The 16,020-nt window shown below is 64.1% G+C and carries 12 protein-coding genes and 1 pseudogene; 5 read left to right on the top strand and 8 right to left on the bottom strand.

What is annotated here, in order from left to right; all coding sequences use genetic code 11:
* The 5 genes and pseudogenes from AC1DYD_RS39665 to AC1DYD_RS39645 all read right to left on the bottom strand — a co-directional run.
* Window positions 1-291, bottom strand: a pseudogene (locus AC1DYD_RS39665) (fatty acid cis/trans isomerase); the annotation flags it as partial.
* Window positions 292-396: 105 nt separating this feature from the next.
* A complete protein-coding gene (locus AC1DYD_RS39660; RefSeq protein ID WP_478178208.1) occupies window positions 397-744 on the bottom strand; it encodes a hypothetical protein in 348 nt (115 codons plus the stop codon).
* 480 nt (window positions 745-1,224) lie between these two features.
* Window positions 1,225-6,234, bottom strand: a complete 5,010-nt coding sequence (locus AC1DYD_RS39655; protein WP_478178207.1) for an autotransporter outer membrane beta-barrel domain-containing protein — start codon at window positions 6,232-6,234, stop codon at window positions 1,225-1,227.
* A 145-nt stretch (window positions 6,235-6,379) separates the two neighbouring features.
* Complete coding sequence (locus AC1DYD_RS39650; RefSeq protein WP_478178206.1) at window positions 6,380-7,159, bottom strand: transporter family protein; 780 nt, start codon at window positions 7,157-7,159, stop codon at window positions 6,380-6,382.
* 68 nt (window positions 7,160-7,227) lie between these two features.
* Entirely contained in the window at window positions 7,228-7,917 is a 690-nt protein-coding gene (locus AC1DYD_RS39645; protein WP_478178205.1) for a DUF3313 domain-containing protein, read from the bottom strand.
* A 340-nt stretch (window positions 7,918-8,257) separates the two neighbouring features.
* On the opposite strand from AC1DYD_RS39645, the gene AC1DYD_RS39640 reads away from it, so the two are divergent.
* From AC1DYD_RS39640 to AC1DYD_RS39625, 4 genes are all read left to right on the top strand, one after another.
* Window positions 8,258-8,701, top strand: coding sequence for an outer membrane lipoprotein (locus tag AC1DYD_RS39640; RefSeq protein ID WP_478178204.1), 444 nt, complete (start codon window positions 8,258-8,260; stop codon window positions 8,699-8,701).
* Window positions 8,702-8,857: 156 nt separating this feature from the next.
* Window positions 8,858-9,067: a hypothetical protein gene (locus AC1DYD_RS39635; RefSeq protein ID WP_478178203.1), complete on the top strand. Its 210-nt coding sequence runs from the start codon at window positions 8,858-8,860 to the stop codon at window positions 9,065-9,067.
* Between the two features lie 244 nt (window positions 9,068-9,311).
* The gene (locus tag AC1DYD_RS39630; RefSeq protein WP_478178202.1) at window positions 9,312-9,644 is read left to right on the top strand and encodes a helix-turn-helix domain-containing protein; all 333 of its coding nucleotides are present in this window, start codon (window positions 9,312-9,314) and stop codon (window positions 9,642-9,644) included.
* 248 nt (window positions 9,645-9,892) lie between these two features.
* On the top strand, window positions 9,893-11,761 hold the full coding sequence (locus AC1DYD_RS39625; protein ID WP_478178201.1) for a sensor histidine kinase: 1,869 nt from the start codon (window positions 9,893-9,895) through the stop codon (window positions 11,759-11,761).
* 104 nt (window positions 11,762-11,865) lie between these two features.
* Here the strand turns inward: AC1DYD_RS39625 and AC1DYD_RS39620 are convergent, their stop codons facing one another.
* The 3 genes from AC1DYD_RS39620 to AC1DYD_RS39610 are packed head-to-tail and all read right to left on the bottom strand — an operon-like array spanning window position 11,866 to window position 14,977.
* Window positions 11,866-13,512 (bottom strand): mechanosensitive ion channel family protein, encoded by a 1,647-nt coding sequence (locus tag AC1DYD_RS39620; RefSeq protein WP_478178200.1) that lies wholly within the window; start codon window positions 13,510-13,512, stop codon window positions 11,866-11,868.
* 52 nt (window positions 13,513-13,564) lie between these two features.
* On the bottom strand, window positions 13,565-14,149 hold the full coding sequence (locus AC1DYD_RS39615; protein WP_478178199.1) for a hypothetical protein: 585 nt from the start codon (window positions 14,147-14,149) through the stop codon (window positions 13,565-13,567).
* 12 nt (window positions 14,150-14,161) lie between these two features.
* The gene (locus AC1DYD_RS39610) at window positions 14,162-14,977 is read right to left on the bottom strand and encodes a DUF2092 domain-containing protein (RefSeq protein ID WP_478178198.1); all 816 of its coding nucleotides are present in this window, start codon (window positions 14,975-14,977) and stop codon (window positions 14,162-14,164) included.
* Window positions 14,978-15,167: 190 nt separating this feature from the next.
* Here AC1DYD_RS39610 and AC1DYD_RS39605 point away from each other — a divergent pair, with 190 nt between their 5' ends.
* Complete coding sequence (locus AC1DYD_RS39605) at window positions 15,168-15,773, top strand: response regulator transcription factor (RefSeq protein ID WP_478178197.1); 606 nt, start codon at window positions 15,168-15,170, stop codon at window positions 15,771-15,773.
* Window positions 15,774-16,020 lie beyond the last annotated feature (247 nt).

Here is a 16,020-nt window from a genome sequence, read left to right as displayed (position 1 = left end):
CAGCAGGCGCGTGGCGTCGTAGACCGGCGTCTTGCTGGCGCCGCGCGCAATGCCTTCCCAGGCGGTGGCCTTGAGCTGGCACGGGGCGTCGTGGCAGGCGTGGCAGGCCACACAGCGGCGGTCGAGGATCGGCTGGATGGTCTGCGCATAGGACTCGCCGGGCGCCGGCGCCAGCGGCTGGTCGAAACGCTTGGGATCGGCCGGCCCGTAGAGCTGGTCGAAGCGGTGGAGGGCGATCGTCGTGCAGGCTGCGAGCAGGACGACCAGGATCAGGGATGCGACACGACGCATGCGGCTGCTTTCGGCTTCGGCTGTGGGCCGTGAAATGTACCTGCGGAGGACAGCGACCACCCGAAGTGAGCCTCGATGAATGGCGACGTCACTCCATCGCTGTAGCTATCGCAGAATGCCCAGTCGGGAGCCCGCCGGAAAGCAACTGTTGCCATTCTCTGGACAGATCACCACGTAGGTCGTGCGTTGGCCGCAACCGGACACACCGACCGTGTATTCCGCGCGCACCGTGCCCTGGAAGCGCCAGTTCTGCACCAGCGGCTGTGTAGTTTCGCGCGACAGCATCTCACCGGTCGCGGTCGGGCAGTTCAACTCGAACTGGCCGCGCCGAGTCGCCATGGAGATAGCCTCCGGCTGCATCTGGTCGATGAAGGGCGGGCCCGAAGCGCATCCCGCAGTCACAAGCACCGCCATCGCAGGCAGTGTCAGCATTCGAAGCAATTGCATGTCCATTGTCCATCCCGGGTTTTGGATAGAAGATGCGCCGCGTCCCGTCGGGGCGCGGGCCGCCTGCGCCGAGCCTCGATGCTTCAAGGCCCAACCAATTTCAGTTTGCTAGCGCCCCAGTTCGGACAGCTATTTGCGGACGACCGCAGCGCCGTTGGGCCCGGCGCACCCCGCGCGGTAGACACCATTGACGCAAGTGACCTTGGGCGGCGGGGGTTTTCTGACCACGACAGCGCCGTTCGGGCCGGCACAGCCCGCGCGATAAACGCCCTTGACGCACGCGGCCGCCGAGGCATCCAGCGGCAGCAAGGCCATCATTCCCAAAGCTGCCGTCGCAGCCAGTACCGATCTATTTTTCAAAGCTTTCTCCTGTGAATCTAAAGCTGGCGATCGCCAACGTTCCCTTGGGCCAGTGAAGGCGCATCGCGATGTAGGCTTGGGACGGCGGCGCGACGAACAATGACATGAGATTGACTGGCGGTATGGCTACCAGCGCACCTTGACGCCGATCGACGCCTGCACGGACGTTTTCACGGTGGCATCGCCGCCGATGCTCCAGAGATGGCCGAGTTCCCCGTACAGGCTCGTGGCCGGCGTCAAGGCCAGGGTCGCTCCAGCGGCCACCTCGCCAGCGCTGTAGCTGCTTCCGCTCGCCATCGCGGTCACTCCCGCCGGGCCGATGAATGTGGCCACATCGTCCCCGATGCTCGCGTGGTACAGGTTCACGCGCCCATAGGGCTGCAGCCGACCGGCGCCCGTCACGAAGTCGCCCTTCACGCGCAAGCCCAAGCGAGCGATCCAGCCATCGCCCGGGTCCTGGTGCACACGCGCGCCACTGAGGATCAGGTCATCGTAGCGGCTGTGCTGCCAGGCGAGTTGCGCCTGCGGTTCGATGCTCCAGCGCTCGTCGAGTGCGAACGCCTTGCCCGTCTCCACGGAGGCCGTGAAGCTGCTGGCCTTGTCCGAGACCTGAGGGTTGATGTCCGGACGCACGTCATAGCGCTGGCTACCGCCTTGCAGCACGCTGTCGACGTACCAGCCATCGGCGTCCATCCAGGTCGCATAGGCACCCAGATAGCGTGACTGCAGTTTGTTGCTGCCCACCCGCGCGGTGAGCCCATGTGCATTGCCAGCGACGTCGGCGTTGCCGTCCAGATACCCGACATAGACGCCGGCGCGCCAGTTGCCTTTCACCAGCAGGTCGCTCCCGGCCTGTACACCGCTCACGTGCCCGTCGGTCTGAGCCTGTGCTATGCCCGATTGCTCCATCCCCAGGTCGGCATACACCATGCGCGCCCACGCCCGGCGCGTGCTCGCATCCGGCGCCTGGCTGTCAGGGCCGCTGCTGGACTCGCCCGCCGTGGCCGCGGGAGCCTCATCCCCCATGCGCCGATGCAGGTTGCTCAGCATCGCCAGGTCGGATTGCCGCTGCTGCGCCGGCAAGGCGGCCAGCAGCGGTACCTCGGCGCGATAGGTGGGCACTTGAACGGGCGGAACCGGTTGAGGCTGCGCGGGTTGCTCTGACTGCAACGGAGGCGTGGGTTCGATCGGGGGTATCGGCAGGATGGGAGGCGCGGTCGAGCGCAGGTACCAGTTCTCCCCACCTCCAAGCAGGTCGGCCGCATAGAGACGGTACTCGAAGGCACCCGCGTCCACATGGCCACCGGCCAGGCTGAAGGCGCTCTTGGTCGTCTGCGCGGTGGTGGTCGCTCCATTGCGCCCGCTCACCACCTCGATGCCATTGCCCGTGGTGAGCGCGCCCAGGCCGCCGAGGTTGGCGATCTGGATTGTCGTGTTGCCACTGGCACGTGCCGCAGCTCCGTCGAGCACGAGCCTGTCGCTCACGCTGGCGCTGCCGGCGAGAGCGGTGCCCAGCCGCAGGAGGCCGGCATTGCCCACATAGACGCCATTCGTCGTGAGCGTGCTGCCCGCTGCGGCGCTGACCAGGCTGACGGTTCCGCTGTTGGTCAGTGCCGCCACGCGCTGGTTGAGGCCGCTGGTGTCCAGGGTGGCGCCCGTTGCGACCGTGTGGGCCGAGGCGGCACTGAGCGTGTTGGCCGCGCCAGCGCGCAAGGTGCCCGCGGCCACCGTGGTGGCACCCGTGTAGGTGTTGGCACCCGTCAGCGTGAGTGTGTTGGCGCCAAGCTTGGCGACGGCACCCGTGCCGCTGATCACGCCGCCAAAGGTGGCGTCGTCCGAGCGATTGAAGGCCAGCGTGCCGTTGTTGGTCACGTTGCCCACGATCGAGCCCGTCGTTCCTGCATTGCCCAACTGCAGCGTACCGGCACTGGTGGTGGTGCCGCCGGTATAGCTGTTGGCGCCGGTCAGGACCAGCGTTCCCAGATCGGTCTTGTCGATTCCTCCGCTACCAGCGAGCTCCGACACTATGGTGGCCACGTAGCCCGCACCCGGCGCGGTGCCGTCGCCCACGCGCAGGGTGTTGCTGCCGGCGGCCAGCGTGATCGGGCCGCCTTGCACCACGTAGCCGCTGCTGGCGAACTGCATGCCCCCGGAGACCACCGCGCCCAGGCTGTTGTCCACCGTCACTGTGCCTGGCGCTGCAGAGAAGATCGCGAAGGCGCCGTTCGCGTACGGCGCATTGATGGCGCCGGTGGCCTCGGTCCAGTTGTCGTTGCCGGCCGAGGCCTGCCAGGTGCCGTTGCCGCCATTGACCACACCGTTATTGCGCGGCACGATGGGGCCGTCCCAGAAATTCAGCGCCAAGCCCGCCGTATTGACCAGGTTGACCTGGTTGGCGACGGCGGTCTGCACGAAGGTCGTGCTGCCGGCGGGCTGCGTGCCGAGGGCAAGGCCGTTGTCGGTCAGCGTGCCGCCATAGCTGATCACGCGGTACAGGCCGGGGCCGAAAGTGCCACCTGCCGAGGTGGCGACGTTGAGGGTGCCGTCCAGCGTCAGATTGCCGCCCACCACGGTCAGGTCGTTGAACGCGCCGCCGATGGTGCTCGCTTGTCCGAACTCATAGTTGAGCCGCGATGCGCCTGTCAGCAACAGATTGCCGTTGATCGTCAGCGTGCCGGGCGAGGTGCCGGGCGCGAGGATGCCGTCGCCGATCGCGACGCTGCCGCCAAGGATCCCGGTGCCGCCCAGCGTCGCGCCGTTCGCCACCGAGGTGAGGCCGGTGGCTCCCGTTTGTTCGCCGTTGACGTAGAGCGATCCCGCCGAAACAGTCGTCGCACCGGAATAGGTGTTCGTGCCCGTCAGCACAGTCGTGCCGGTGCCGATCTGGGCCAGCGTGCCTCCACCGCTGATCGTGTTTCCCACCGTGTAGCTGTTGCTGCGGTTGAAGCTCAGCGTCGCGCCCCCAGCCACCGTGACCGCTCCCGAACCTAGATTGCCGGTGGTGCCGCCATTGCCGAGTTGCAGGGTGCCTGCATTGACGGTGGTGGTGCCGGCGTAGGTGTTGACGCCGGTGAAGGTTTGGGTGCCGGAGCCGATTTTGGCGAGATTGATGATCGCGTTCGGGCCGCCGGCATCTGCCGCATGTTCGCCCGTATTGGTCAGGCTGCCGCGGATGACACCGCCAAAAGTGCCCGAGCCGCCGTTGACGCCGACGGACAATGTGTATCCGACGACACCGCTTTCCGTCAGAGAATTCAGGAAGCTGTTTCGAACTGTGCCACCGCCGGTCAGGGCATCTACCGTTACTTTGTTGCCGCGCAAATCGAAGGCAGCGCCGCTGCCAACATCCAAGCTCGCGCGATTGGCACTCCAGTCGGCGGTGAGATTGTCGTTGCCAATATAGCCGGTGCCTGACACCTTGATTTGCGTGCCCGCCGAGCCGGTGACGGCGCCTGCGAAGCGATTGATGGCGCCCGCATTGTTCTGGTTGTATTCCAAGATGCCGCCGGTGATCAACACCGGGGCGCCGGTGATCTCGTTGATCGCTGTGGACTTTCTCAGCGTCGCTTGGCCGGCTCCGGCCTTGGTGATTTGATTGTTGCGGAGGCCGCCGGTGATGTCGAAGGTCAGGTTGGCGCTGGCCGAGGTCACGTCAATGATGGCCGCCCCCGAGTTCCAGCCCAGGTCACGTGCGGTGGTGGATTGGCTGCTGGTGCCCGTGTAACGGAGGGTTGAGCCGTTCTGTATGGCAATGAAATTGGTGCCGATTCCCGTTCCCAGTTGGCTGACGTCGGAAAACTGAATGGTGTTGGCACCGGTGCGCCCTACTAGTAGGGAGCCGGTAAACGAACTCGGCGCAGTCAGTTGCCAGGTGCCGTTGCCATCCCCATTAACTCTGAAATTTCCATTGATCGCCCCAATGGTGTTCATTCCGGTGGCCGAACTGCTGCGAAGGGTCAGGTCCTGAAACGGCAACGGGGAGGTGGTGAGCGTCACCGAGCCGATGTTCACATTCACGCCGGAGGCGTTCAGTGTCAGATTGAACGCGCCAGGGCTTGTGATGTTCCCGGTGGCAATGGTGTAGCCGTGGCCACCGGTGAAATTGATGGTTGGCGACTGCCCTGGCAAGATACTCAGGTTGCCCAGCGTCAGCGTTCTTCCAGCGCCGGCACTCGTGAGTTGGTCGGCGTCGATGGTGTAGTTTCGCGAGCCGTGGTTGCCGAAACCGCTGATGCTGCCGCCGGCTGTGGCAAACGCGGTGTTGGTGTCGCTACGGAGTTGGAGCGTCGTTCCGTCGCCGTCGATGGTGAGGGCCGAATTGGCCAGCGCCCCGCCGTCGGCCAGGCGCAGGATGCCACTGCTGAGGTTCGTGGCCCCTGTGTGGTTGTTGGCCGCCGAAAGCACCGCCGTAGCATTGGCGCTGTTGACACTCAATGAGGTGGTGCCGGTCAGGCTGTTGAGCGAGGTCGCGTTCAACTGGGTGCCTGCTGCGGCACCCCCAAAGCTGATCGCGGTGCCGTTTAGCGAGCCGGACACGGCCAGCGTGCCACCAGTGATTCTGGTAGCGCCAGCGTAGGTGTTGGGACCCGCCAGCACCAGCGTTCCAGCGCCCGTCTTGATCAAGCCGGCGTTTCCTGCCAGGGTCGCGCCGATCGTGTGGGTGCCGCCGAGGGTGTTGATGGTCGGTGCGCTTCCGGCCAGGGTGAGCGTGCTACCCCCAAGTGTGTAGCTGGACAAAGCGCCGAAGCTGAGGTTGTGTACGGTGATGGGCGTACCCAATGTCACCGCCATGGTTCCCGTTCCGTCGAAGACCGCATCGTTGAGCGTGACGTTATTCCAAATCGAAGGGCTTCCTCCGGTGCCAGTCGCGCTCGTGTTCCAGAAGTTGTTGGTGGTGTTCCAGGTGCCGGCACCCCCAAGCCCTGGCGTTACGCCGTTGATGTCCCAGTACAGCGTGGCTGCTGGCGCGGGCATCGCCCAGGCGCTTGCCACGGCGAAGGCCAGGACGGTTCGCCGCAATGCGCCTAGACAAGTTCGCGTTCGGGCCTTGCCGCTGCTCTGTGTGCGCGCCGTCTCGGGCACTGCCACCCAGGACGACAATGCGGCGTTCCAAAGGCTGCGATACGACTTGTTCATTGTGAAATCGTCCCCTTGTCCGACGGTCCGTCACTGCCGTACGCCCGACGACCCGCCGTCATCCACGCAGCTCCCAGAGCGATGGCGATGACGCTACGATGCACCTTGTTGTGGATCGCGCGTTGCCAGCGCATCTTCTGAACACTCATTTGGGGAACATCAGCTGCGCCTGGAGTCTCAGCGCCCAGCGAGGTGCGTTGTTAGGTCGCTCCACGTTGTAGTAGGCGGAGGCCTGCAGGTTCACCGGCAGCTTGCCGAAGCGGACAATCTTGCCGACGCCTCCGCCCACTGGCACTGTCCACTTCTGACCTCCGGCCGCCTCCCAGTTCGCGGTGATGAGCGGCGACGAGGTCAGGTAGAAGCCTCCCGGAAAGTTGTAGTTCAGGAATGGCTGCAAGGTCAGCTGGTTGATCTTCGGATCGGTCGACGAACTGCTCACCGACCAGATGTTGTTGATCAATGCGCCATAGACCCAGGGACTGCCTTTCTCGAGCCGAAGCACGACGGCCGTCGGGCCAAGGCCCCATCGATCGTTGCCGAGCCGGTCGTTGGTGTGCGTGGGCAGTTGCGCCACCGCGCCGACACCCCAGATCCAGCTGCCTGAGTTTTTCGGTGACAGGAAGCCATTGAGCTGGATGTCTCCGAGACCGAACGTGGAGCCTTCGAAAGGTGAGGAGGCCGGCTGCCAGATCAGCGGCATGATGGTCCGCGAGATCAGGTTCCAATCCTCGTTGAGGCTGAAGGGCACGACCGGCTGGATGTTGAGCACGTTCTGTGTGCGCTGCTCTGGCCCAGTGTCGAAATTGGTGTTGAGCTGAAATGGAACGCTGATCAAGCTGGCCAGCGGGTTCTGCGCCGCCTTGGCAAGTTCCTCATTGCTTTGTTGCGCATGGGCAGATGCTGAGAAAAGGGCCGCCACCATCACGCTGAGGGCCCAAGTCCGTGGGCGGGGGAAGAGGGCCTCCCTCCGAAAAAACTTCATGTCCAAGGCGCTCACTGTGATGCAGCACGCAGCGCGGCGAATCGACGCGCGAACGCCTCCGACCATTTGTTGAAGGCGTCCTGCGCATAGCTCCAGCTCGTGAACGAGCTGACGTAGCCGTTCATCCATGCGACCGCCGCGGTCGTCGCACCCTTGTTCAGGTCCGCGGCGTACTTGAGTCCGATCTCGGTGTCCGCGCATTCGCCGACCACCTTGCCGGTGGCGCCGTCTCTGAACTGCGCCTCCAGCCCGGTCTGGCCCATGTAGGGAGTCGAACCCACAGGCCGCCCAGTCGCCGCACCCGTGCCCATCTCGGCGACAAAGCCGTAGGGCACCGCCGTGCCGGCCAGGCTGGCAACGGTGTTGGTGGGGATCAGCGAGGTCAGCGCAATCTTCAGGCGCAACACGCCCGGGCCAGCCGCATCGACGACTTGGATGCCCGGCTGGAGGTTCTTGACCAAGGCCGCATGAAAGTAGTCGAGCAGCGTCTTCAGGTCCGTCGGATCCACTGGACGTTGCGTCGCACTGGGCTCCAGGTAGACCTGGATGCGCTCGATCATGACCTTGTCGTAGCTGCCCCACCGGACCCCCGGTTGCAGCCAGCACAGGAAGCCCTCCCCGCCGGGCGTGGGCTTCAACCGGCCGGGCTCCGAAAGAAATCCAACTTTGCTGATCTTGGCCTCGGCGTTGTTTGACGCCACGATCCCGGTGCTGCTCGAGCCGGGCGTGGAACAGCCGGCAAGGAGTGCGCCAGAAGCAATTGCGACAATGGCGAGATAAGGACGAGCTCGAGTTCCCACATTGACCCCTCTTTGATTTGGGGCCGAGCATATGGGCAAAGAAGCGCGTGCGCGCCTTCCCTAAAGGGCAGTAGACGCCGCAATCGGAAACGCACACAGTGCGTGCACTAACCAATGAGCGCGCCGATCCCCGTTTCCCTGTCGCCGTCGTTGCGGACGTGCCGCAGGTGCACGGCGAGGAGTTCGCGGCCTCCGGGGACGCAACTTCAATTTCTTCCATCCTGTACCGGAGTTTCAATCCATGAAAGTGCGTCTTTTCTCGCTGTTTTCCGCATTCGCAATGGCTCTCTTTCTCACCGCTTGCGCCGCACCGGGATCGCAGCAAGGATCGATGTCGATCCGACAAGGCAAGATCGAGCAGATCATGCCTACAGAGATCGCGACCTCTCACCATACCGGCGTGGGAGCTGTGCTCGGTGGACTGGCCGGCGTGGGCATTGGCAGCTTGATCGGTGGCGGCACTGGCCGCGATGTTGCGATGGTCGTGGGTGCGATCGGCGGCAGCATGGCGGGCAGCCACATCGCGGAACGCTACAGCAAGCCGCTTGAAGGTCAGCAGATCTTCGTTCGCACCGACAGTGGTGTGCTTGTCGAGGTGACTCAGCCGGTGACGCCCGGACTGCGAGTGGGTGAGCGGGTCTTCATCCAGGGCAATGGCGAGGCCGCTCGCATCCTGCCTCAATGAGCGTAAGTGCAGGTCAAGTCCGCATACGCAACAACCAGCCCAACTCCGACGAGCAGCATGTCTTTTCGCAGTCGTTCTACAGCATCCATCATTTTTTGTCTCGTCGCTGGCGGCTGTGCCAACTATCGACCTCCGGCGCCGATCATAGGAGGCTTCATGTCCCCGCTCGTGGCGCGAACCAGTTGCATCGACGCTGTTTCCCGCGAGTACAAGGCGCCAAGGGAAGACGTGAAGCCAATCAGCGACTTGATGACCATGCAGCAAGGGATTTACGTCGTCACCCTCAACATCGGTGCCGGGAAACCTGCCGCCAACTGCACGGTCAACGAGAACGGCGTCGTATCCGACGTGATTCGCGCACGCTGAAGCGCTTCCAGCGGCATTTGCTTTGCTGGTGTAGTACCGGTGTAGTACCCATCTTGCACCGCTTACCTATGAATCTGCTGCGCGCTGGTTTCGCGAATGAATCGACTTCCAAGCATTGACGGCGCCAACCGCGCGTCCAAAGTGTGCGTGGATTCTCCGCCCCCTTGGCAAAACGCTGACGGTACTTCGAAATTTCACGCTCAGCACTCGGCCGCGGCCGTTGGAACTCCGGCAGCGTTGAGCAGTGCGTAGAGGGAGCAGGGGCTCCGCGCCAGAAATCCTCAAGGACGTGGGACGCTCGATTCGTTGGTTTCGCCAGCGCCAGGGCATCGTGCAGGGCGATGCCTCTCAACGCGCTGATTGCTCGGTTCCCTGCATGTCGCTGCTTGAGAACAACAAACGCGATCCGACGCTGTCGACGATCACTAAGATTCCGAATGCCTTGCAGGTGCCCGTGGGCACTTGTTTCTGGTCGCGGCCGACTCTTCGGAATTGGGCCACCTTGACGAGCGGCTGGTGGAAGAGCTGCGGCGCGCCGCGGCGGCATCGGTGCCCGCGCTCGGGAAGCACAAGGTAGCGTATGGCTGATTTCGTCGCGCAGGTCTTCGGCCAGCTTCCCTGACCAACTTTTGCCTCGTGCGCTGCAACCTACTCGGTCGCTATGCAGGGAACTGGCCGTCCGTCGTGGCCTTCACGACATGACCGATGCCGCCAAGGCACGTGCGGCGCCGTAATGCTTATGATTCCTCCATGGCTTGGGCGTGCTCCCAGGTCACGTCACTTGACCCGGACGAGAATTGGGCTTGGGCACCGAATGGAGTTTTCATGAGTTGGGTCACCATCATTTGGGCCATGGTCGGGTCCGCATGCCTCATGCTGGCTGCGGTGCATTTGCCGGTGTGGTTGAAGGATCGGTCAGCCTGGCCGAGTTTGTTCCTTTCCGTCTTGGCGGCGGCGACCGCTACGCTTGCCTTCTGCGAACTCGTCATGATGAAAGCGCAGGCGCCAGAAGAGTATGCCCTCGCGAATCGCGCGGGACAGGTGGCGGTCTGGCTCGCCACCGTGTCGCTGGTCGGCTTCGTGCGCAGCTATCTCAAAAGCGGTCGCGCCTGGTTTGGGTGGACAGTCATCGCACTGCGGACCTTCACGTTGTTTCCCAACTTCCTGAGCGGTCGGTCACTGAACTTCAAAGAGATCTCGGCGTTGCGCGCCATCTCGTTCCTGGGCGAGAACGTCTCGGTCGCCATCGGGACGCCCAATCCGTGGATGCTGGTCGGCCAATTGACGATGGGCCTGCTCGCGATTTTTGTCCTGGATGCAAGCCTCTCGACATGGCGCCGCGGCGACAGGGCCGCTGCGCTCGCCATCGGCGGCACGGCCTGCTTCTTCGCCCTGGGTGGTGTGGGTCAGGCGGTGCTGGTGTTCTGGGGCTTTGTCGAGGCGCCGATCACGGTCAGCTTGTTCTCTTTGGGCATTGTGTTCGCGATGGCCTACGAACTGAGTCGCAACGTGCGTCACGCGGCGAAACTGCTGCATGCGTTGCGCGAAAGCGAGGAGCGCATGACGCTCGCCACACAAGCTGCGAACCTGGGCCTCTGGATGCGTGATATCGCGCGCGATACCTTCTGGGCGAGCCCGAGGACTCGGCAGCTGTTCGACTTTTCGCCGAGCGAGCCGATGGATCTGGAGTCGTCGCTATTGAAGGTGCATGCCGACGACCGCGACATGGTTCGTCTGGCATTCTGCGGGGCGGCGGGAGGGGACAGGGGTGGGCACTATCAGACGGAGTTTCGCGTCCGCGTTTCCGATGGCAGCACGCGGTGGATTTCGGCGCAAGGACGATTCGAGTTCGAAGGCCAGCGCGCTGTCCGCAGCCAGGGCGCCTGCAGCGACATCACCACGCGCAAGGAAGCCGAGCAGGAAATGTTGCGTCTGCGGCATGAGATCGCTCATGCAGGCCGCTTGTCCGTGATGGGTCAGTTGGCGGCCGCTCTGGCCCACGAAATCAACCAGCCGCTTGGCGCCATCCTGCGCAATGCCGAAGCCGCGGCACTCATGCTGCAATCCGGTCACGCGGACCTCGATGAAATCGGCGCGATTGTCGACGACATCCTCGCCGACGACCAGCGAGCGGGTGCCGTGATCGATCGCATGCGCGCGATGCTGCGGCGCCACGAGGTGGAGGTCATGCCGCTGAACGTGCACGACCTCCTGAAGGAGGTCACGGCGTTGGTCCGTCCCGACGCCGCAGCGCGCCGCATCAGCGTGGTTTGGCAAGTTGCGCACCATCTGCCGCCGGTCCTTGGCGATCGAGTCCATCTGCAGCAGGTGCTTCTCAACCTCATCTCCAACGGCATGGACGCCATCGACGAAGCGGCCCACAAGGTGCGCAACATTGTGGTCACCGCGATGCGTCGCGGCGCCGAGACAGTCGAGTTCGCTGTCAACGACACTGGGTCCGGTATTCCGAAGGAGCGGTTTGAGCAGATCTTTAGGTCGTTCTTCACGACCAAGCCGACCGGGATGGGCATGGGCCTGTCGATCTCGCGCACACTGGTCGAGGCCCACGGAGGGCGGCTGTGGGCCGAGAACGTGGAGGGTGGCGGCGCCAGCCTGCGCTTTACCCTACCGGTCTCACCGGGCGGCGGGTCAGCAATAGCTGCGCCTGCGTCCGGTCTGGCGCTGAGGGTTTGAGGTCGAGCGCTTTGGTTTCTTGACCGTCGCGAGTGGCCGCACTTAGGGCCGCATTGTCTGCACCGCGACATCACGGGGACCCTGAGTCCGAGGCACCACTGCGTTCAGGCCTTGCGCGCCGATGGCGAATACCATTGAGATAGGGGCACTACTTTCTCCGCTTTCGGATCGCCGACGTAGTGGGGGGACATGATCTGGACGCCGGCTTCGTTGAACACATCGAGCGCGTTGGCGTGCAGCATGTGCAGCACTTCCGCCCGCGTGCGAGGTCTTTCCGGAACGGCTTGGCAAACGAGGCGGTATTCAACATAGAAGTCTGAAAGCGCGGTCTGGAATACTTTGGGCTTTGGCGTGTCCAGGATGCCCTCCGTGCGTCCGGCGGCTTCGATCAGCATGGCCTCGACCTGCCGCCACGGGGTGTCGTAGCCGATGGTCAAGACGGTGTCAAGAATGAAGCCCTGGCCCAGCGCGGCGCGCGAATAGTTCTTGGTGACAGATCCCATGATGAGGGAATTAGGGATGCTGATTTCCTCGCCCAGACCGGTCCGGATCTTGGCCGTGAAGGTGCTCAGTTCAGTCACAGTGCCTTCCTGTTCCTGGATGCGAACATAGTCACCGATTCGAATCGTGCGCGAATACATCAAGATCAGGCCGCTCGCACCTTGCCCAACGAGGCTGGAGCCGCCGAGGGTCAGCATCAGGCCCACCAGCACAGTAATCCCTTTGAAGGCCTCGCTTTGTGCGCCCGGCAGGTAGGGGTAGGCCATCGCTACCGCGAACAACCAGACCGACACGCTGAAGATTCGCCGGGACGGGGCGGCCAGATCGCGATCGAGCCAGCCAATGGCGCCTGAGCCACGCTCGACGCGGTCAAAAATCGGCCGGACTGCGCCAATCACACCGCGCGCAAGCAGCAAGATGACCGCGGCGATCGCCAGATCGGGCAGCGCTCCCAGCACGCCGCTGCCGATATGCCAGAAGACGCCGACCAGGAAATCGCCCAGTTCTTCCCCCCAAGGGCGGGTGTAGGCAAATCGGGTCAGCACGAAGACCAGCCATTCATAGACCAGGATGACGGCTCCCGACCAGGCGACAACGTTCACCAGACCTCGCGCAAGTGCACGCGTGCGCGAAGTGTGTACCAGCGGCGCGCCGGCGACCTGCATTCCAGCGGCCTTGGATTCAAACAGATCGGCGGTGCGCACGAATGTCGCGCGCCGAACGCGCCAGCCAACCCAGATGGCCAGCACTGCTGTCAGCGTCGCCAGTGCGCTTTCGGCCGCGCCGCGCAGCAGCATGCTGCGATTCCGCGACTCTCTTGTTGCATCGATCGCACCTTGCAGCGCCTGCTGAGTCGATTCCGTGATCGTCTCAAGTGTCTCCGCGCCGGTTGTGTCGGCGTCCTCCGGCGTGAGAATCAGCGCGAACTCGCCATCGATCGATACGATGTTGCCCTGGGGCGCCTGTTGGACGCTGACCACGCCGGCACCTCCCTTGTCGAGCATTTCTGCGATGGCGCGTTCGAAACGCTTGGCGCGGTTTGCCGGCGCCACGCCAAGGAACGAATCGCGCAGCACTGCCACCTTGCGATTCATTACCGTGACCTGCGCTGCGTCCGGCGACGCGGCCACAGGCGCCGCGATTGGGAGGCCGGCTTGTGCGGCGGCCGTCAGCATGACCAGAACGAGGGCCTGCAATGATCGCCATCCCAAGCAGAAGGCCATGGAGCCCCGCGTCGCCATGCGCTTCATCGATCGGTGCGCATCGCGCTTTCACGCAGAGTCCTGGAGAGGCAGTCGTTCATCAGTAGGGCGCCGGCACGACGGTGTAGTACACGCCGTTGGCGCCGTAGTACGGCCGGAACCAAGTGCTGCCGACCTGGTAGTAGTTGATGCCGGCCTGATTCACGATCACCGCGCCGGACGGCACGGTCGCGTAGTTCACGCCCATTGAATACACCGGGCGCGTAGCACTGGCGACCGCTGCGCCGGCCGCCAAGCCGACGACCGCGCCCGCAGCGACCGCGCCGGCGCAGTTGTAGCAGCCCGCGTGGTAGTACGGCACCGCCACCGGTGCGTGGTAGGGCGCATAGCCCGCGTAGCCGTAGGCCGGCGGGTGGTAGGTGCTGAAGCCTCCGGCGGTCGTGTGCACGGCGCCGTAGCCCGGTACCCCGGCAGAGTGCCCGCCATATATGTTGGTGTGGCTGACGGCGCCGTTCCAGCTGCGCGAGGTCGAGCCGCCCCAGGCATTGGTGTGCGTCGCGCCGCCCCAGCCGCCGTAGGAATGGCCGCCGAAGCGGTTGGCGCTGGCCCAGGCGGCCGCCGTTTCGTGGAAGCTCGCCGCCATGAGCGCCGCCAGCACGAGAGGAAGGACCTTGGTGTTTGTCATGGTTCGTTCTCCCTACTTGGTCTTGGCGGCCTTGGGCGGTTTCGGAGCCGCAAAGGCGATCTTCTTCGCGTTCGCCGCGTTCAGCGCCGCGAAGGCCTCCGCCGCGATGACCGGGTCGAGCTTCCAGTTCGACAGCTCCACCTGGTGGCGCAGCTGCAAGGGGTCACCGCGGAACACCGCGCGCATCTTGCGCGGCAGCTTGTCGTCGGCGCCGATCCAGATCTGCATGAACATCTGGTCGCTGGCGATAGCCACCATCTCGGTGGTGGTGCCGCCGACGACCTTCGACGGGCCGATGTAGAAGGCCTTGACCAGGCCATCGGTGAGCGCCTTGAAGGGGTCGCTGCCGACGACGTCTGCAAAGGGGAAGTAGATCGCGGCGTTGTCAAAGGCCTGCTTGAGGATGGCATCGATGGTGGGCGGTGCCGGCGCCACGGCGACCAGGTTCTCGGCCGGCGCGAAGGCAGTGATGGTCTTGCCGTCATAGGAGACCTCCGAGGCCGGCCCGTCGCCGAGAGTGACCACGCGCAGCCTGTCGGGGCGCTGCAGCAACACTTCGGAAGTGGTTCCGTAGGCCAGCGCGGGGCCGACGCTGCTCGGGCTCTCGTAGGTGGCGACGGCAGTGAACGACATCGAATTGGCGGTCGTCAGAGCACCGCCCATCGCGCGCAGGAGGTCGATCGCCTTGGCTTCGAGTTCGGGCGGAGCCGACTTGGCGGCCGACCTGGCGGGCTTGGCGGGTGGAGGCTGCTGTGCAATTGCATCCGCCATCAGCGACAGGCCCAGCGCGACCAGCAATGTGCAGGCGAAGCGTTGGAATTGGATCATTGCTGGTTTCGTTCGTCGACGTTGACAGACCGTAGGCCGGGATCGCGGGTTTGTTTCCGTGCTGAGGATAGTGAGAAAGGCCTCCGCGCACACCTTCCCTTTCGGGAAGTAGCCGGCGAGACACCAGCCCCTTCGTCGGCGGCGCGGTAAGCTCGAGCGCTCGAGAACAGGCAGTCGCCGCAGTATGAGCATGACCGAACCCACCGTTTACATAGTCGATGACGACGTGTCGTTTCTCACCGCCACGTCTCGCTTGCTGCTCGTCAGTGGTTTCACCGTGAAGACCTTCCTTTCTGCGAGTGGATTTCTTGCGCAATGCGACAACGACGCGCGGGGTTGCGTGGTGGCGGATTTGCAGATGCCCGGTTTGAACGGACTCGATCTGCAATCGGCGCTCGCCCTGACGCGCAACCCGCTGCCGCTCCTCTTTCTTACCGGACATGGCGACATCGCTTCGACCGTGCGCGCGATGCGCGGCGGGGCGGAGGACTTTCTGGAAAAACGAGCCCCCAAGGAGCAACTGCTCGACGCGATACGTCGCGCCATGGCGCGGGACGGGCATGAACACGAGGCGCGGGCTCGCCAGCGCGAGATGGAGGAGCGCTTCAGCGCACTGTCGGTGCGAGAGTTCGAAGTACTCTCCCACGTCCTGCGGGGCCGGCTCAACAAGCAGATTGCCGGCGATCTTGGAATCAGCGAGCGCACCGTGAAACTGCACCGCGCCTCGATCATGACGAAACTGGGGGTAGGGTCCGTCGCGGCGCTCACGAGGCTGTCGCAGGAGGCGGGTGTTTAGAACCGGCTCCGGTCGTCTGAACACGCATCGACCTGAGTTAAGTGGATTGGCTGCGGTTTGATTCTTTCAATCTTCAAGGCCCCTGCCAGGCCGCCGGAGGCGCCCCGGTTGAGCCATGTACTCATGGTTCAACCCATCAGGCAGCCTCCTTCATCGCCGGCAGCGTGGCGAAGTAGACCATGTCCGGCGTGCGCCCGTCGTGCGACTGATGGGGCCGGCGCGCGTTGTAGAAATCGAAGTACGCGGC

It is taken from the genome of Variovorax sp. P4_B11, from assembly GCF_056402355.1.
Note: the sequence above shows the minus strand (reverse complement) of the source record. Positions and strands in the feature narration are given on the sequence as shown.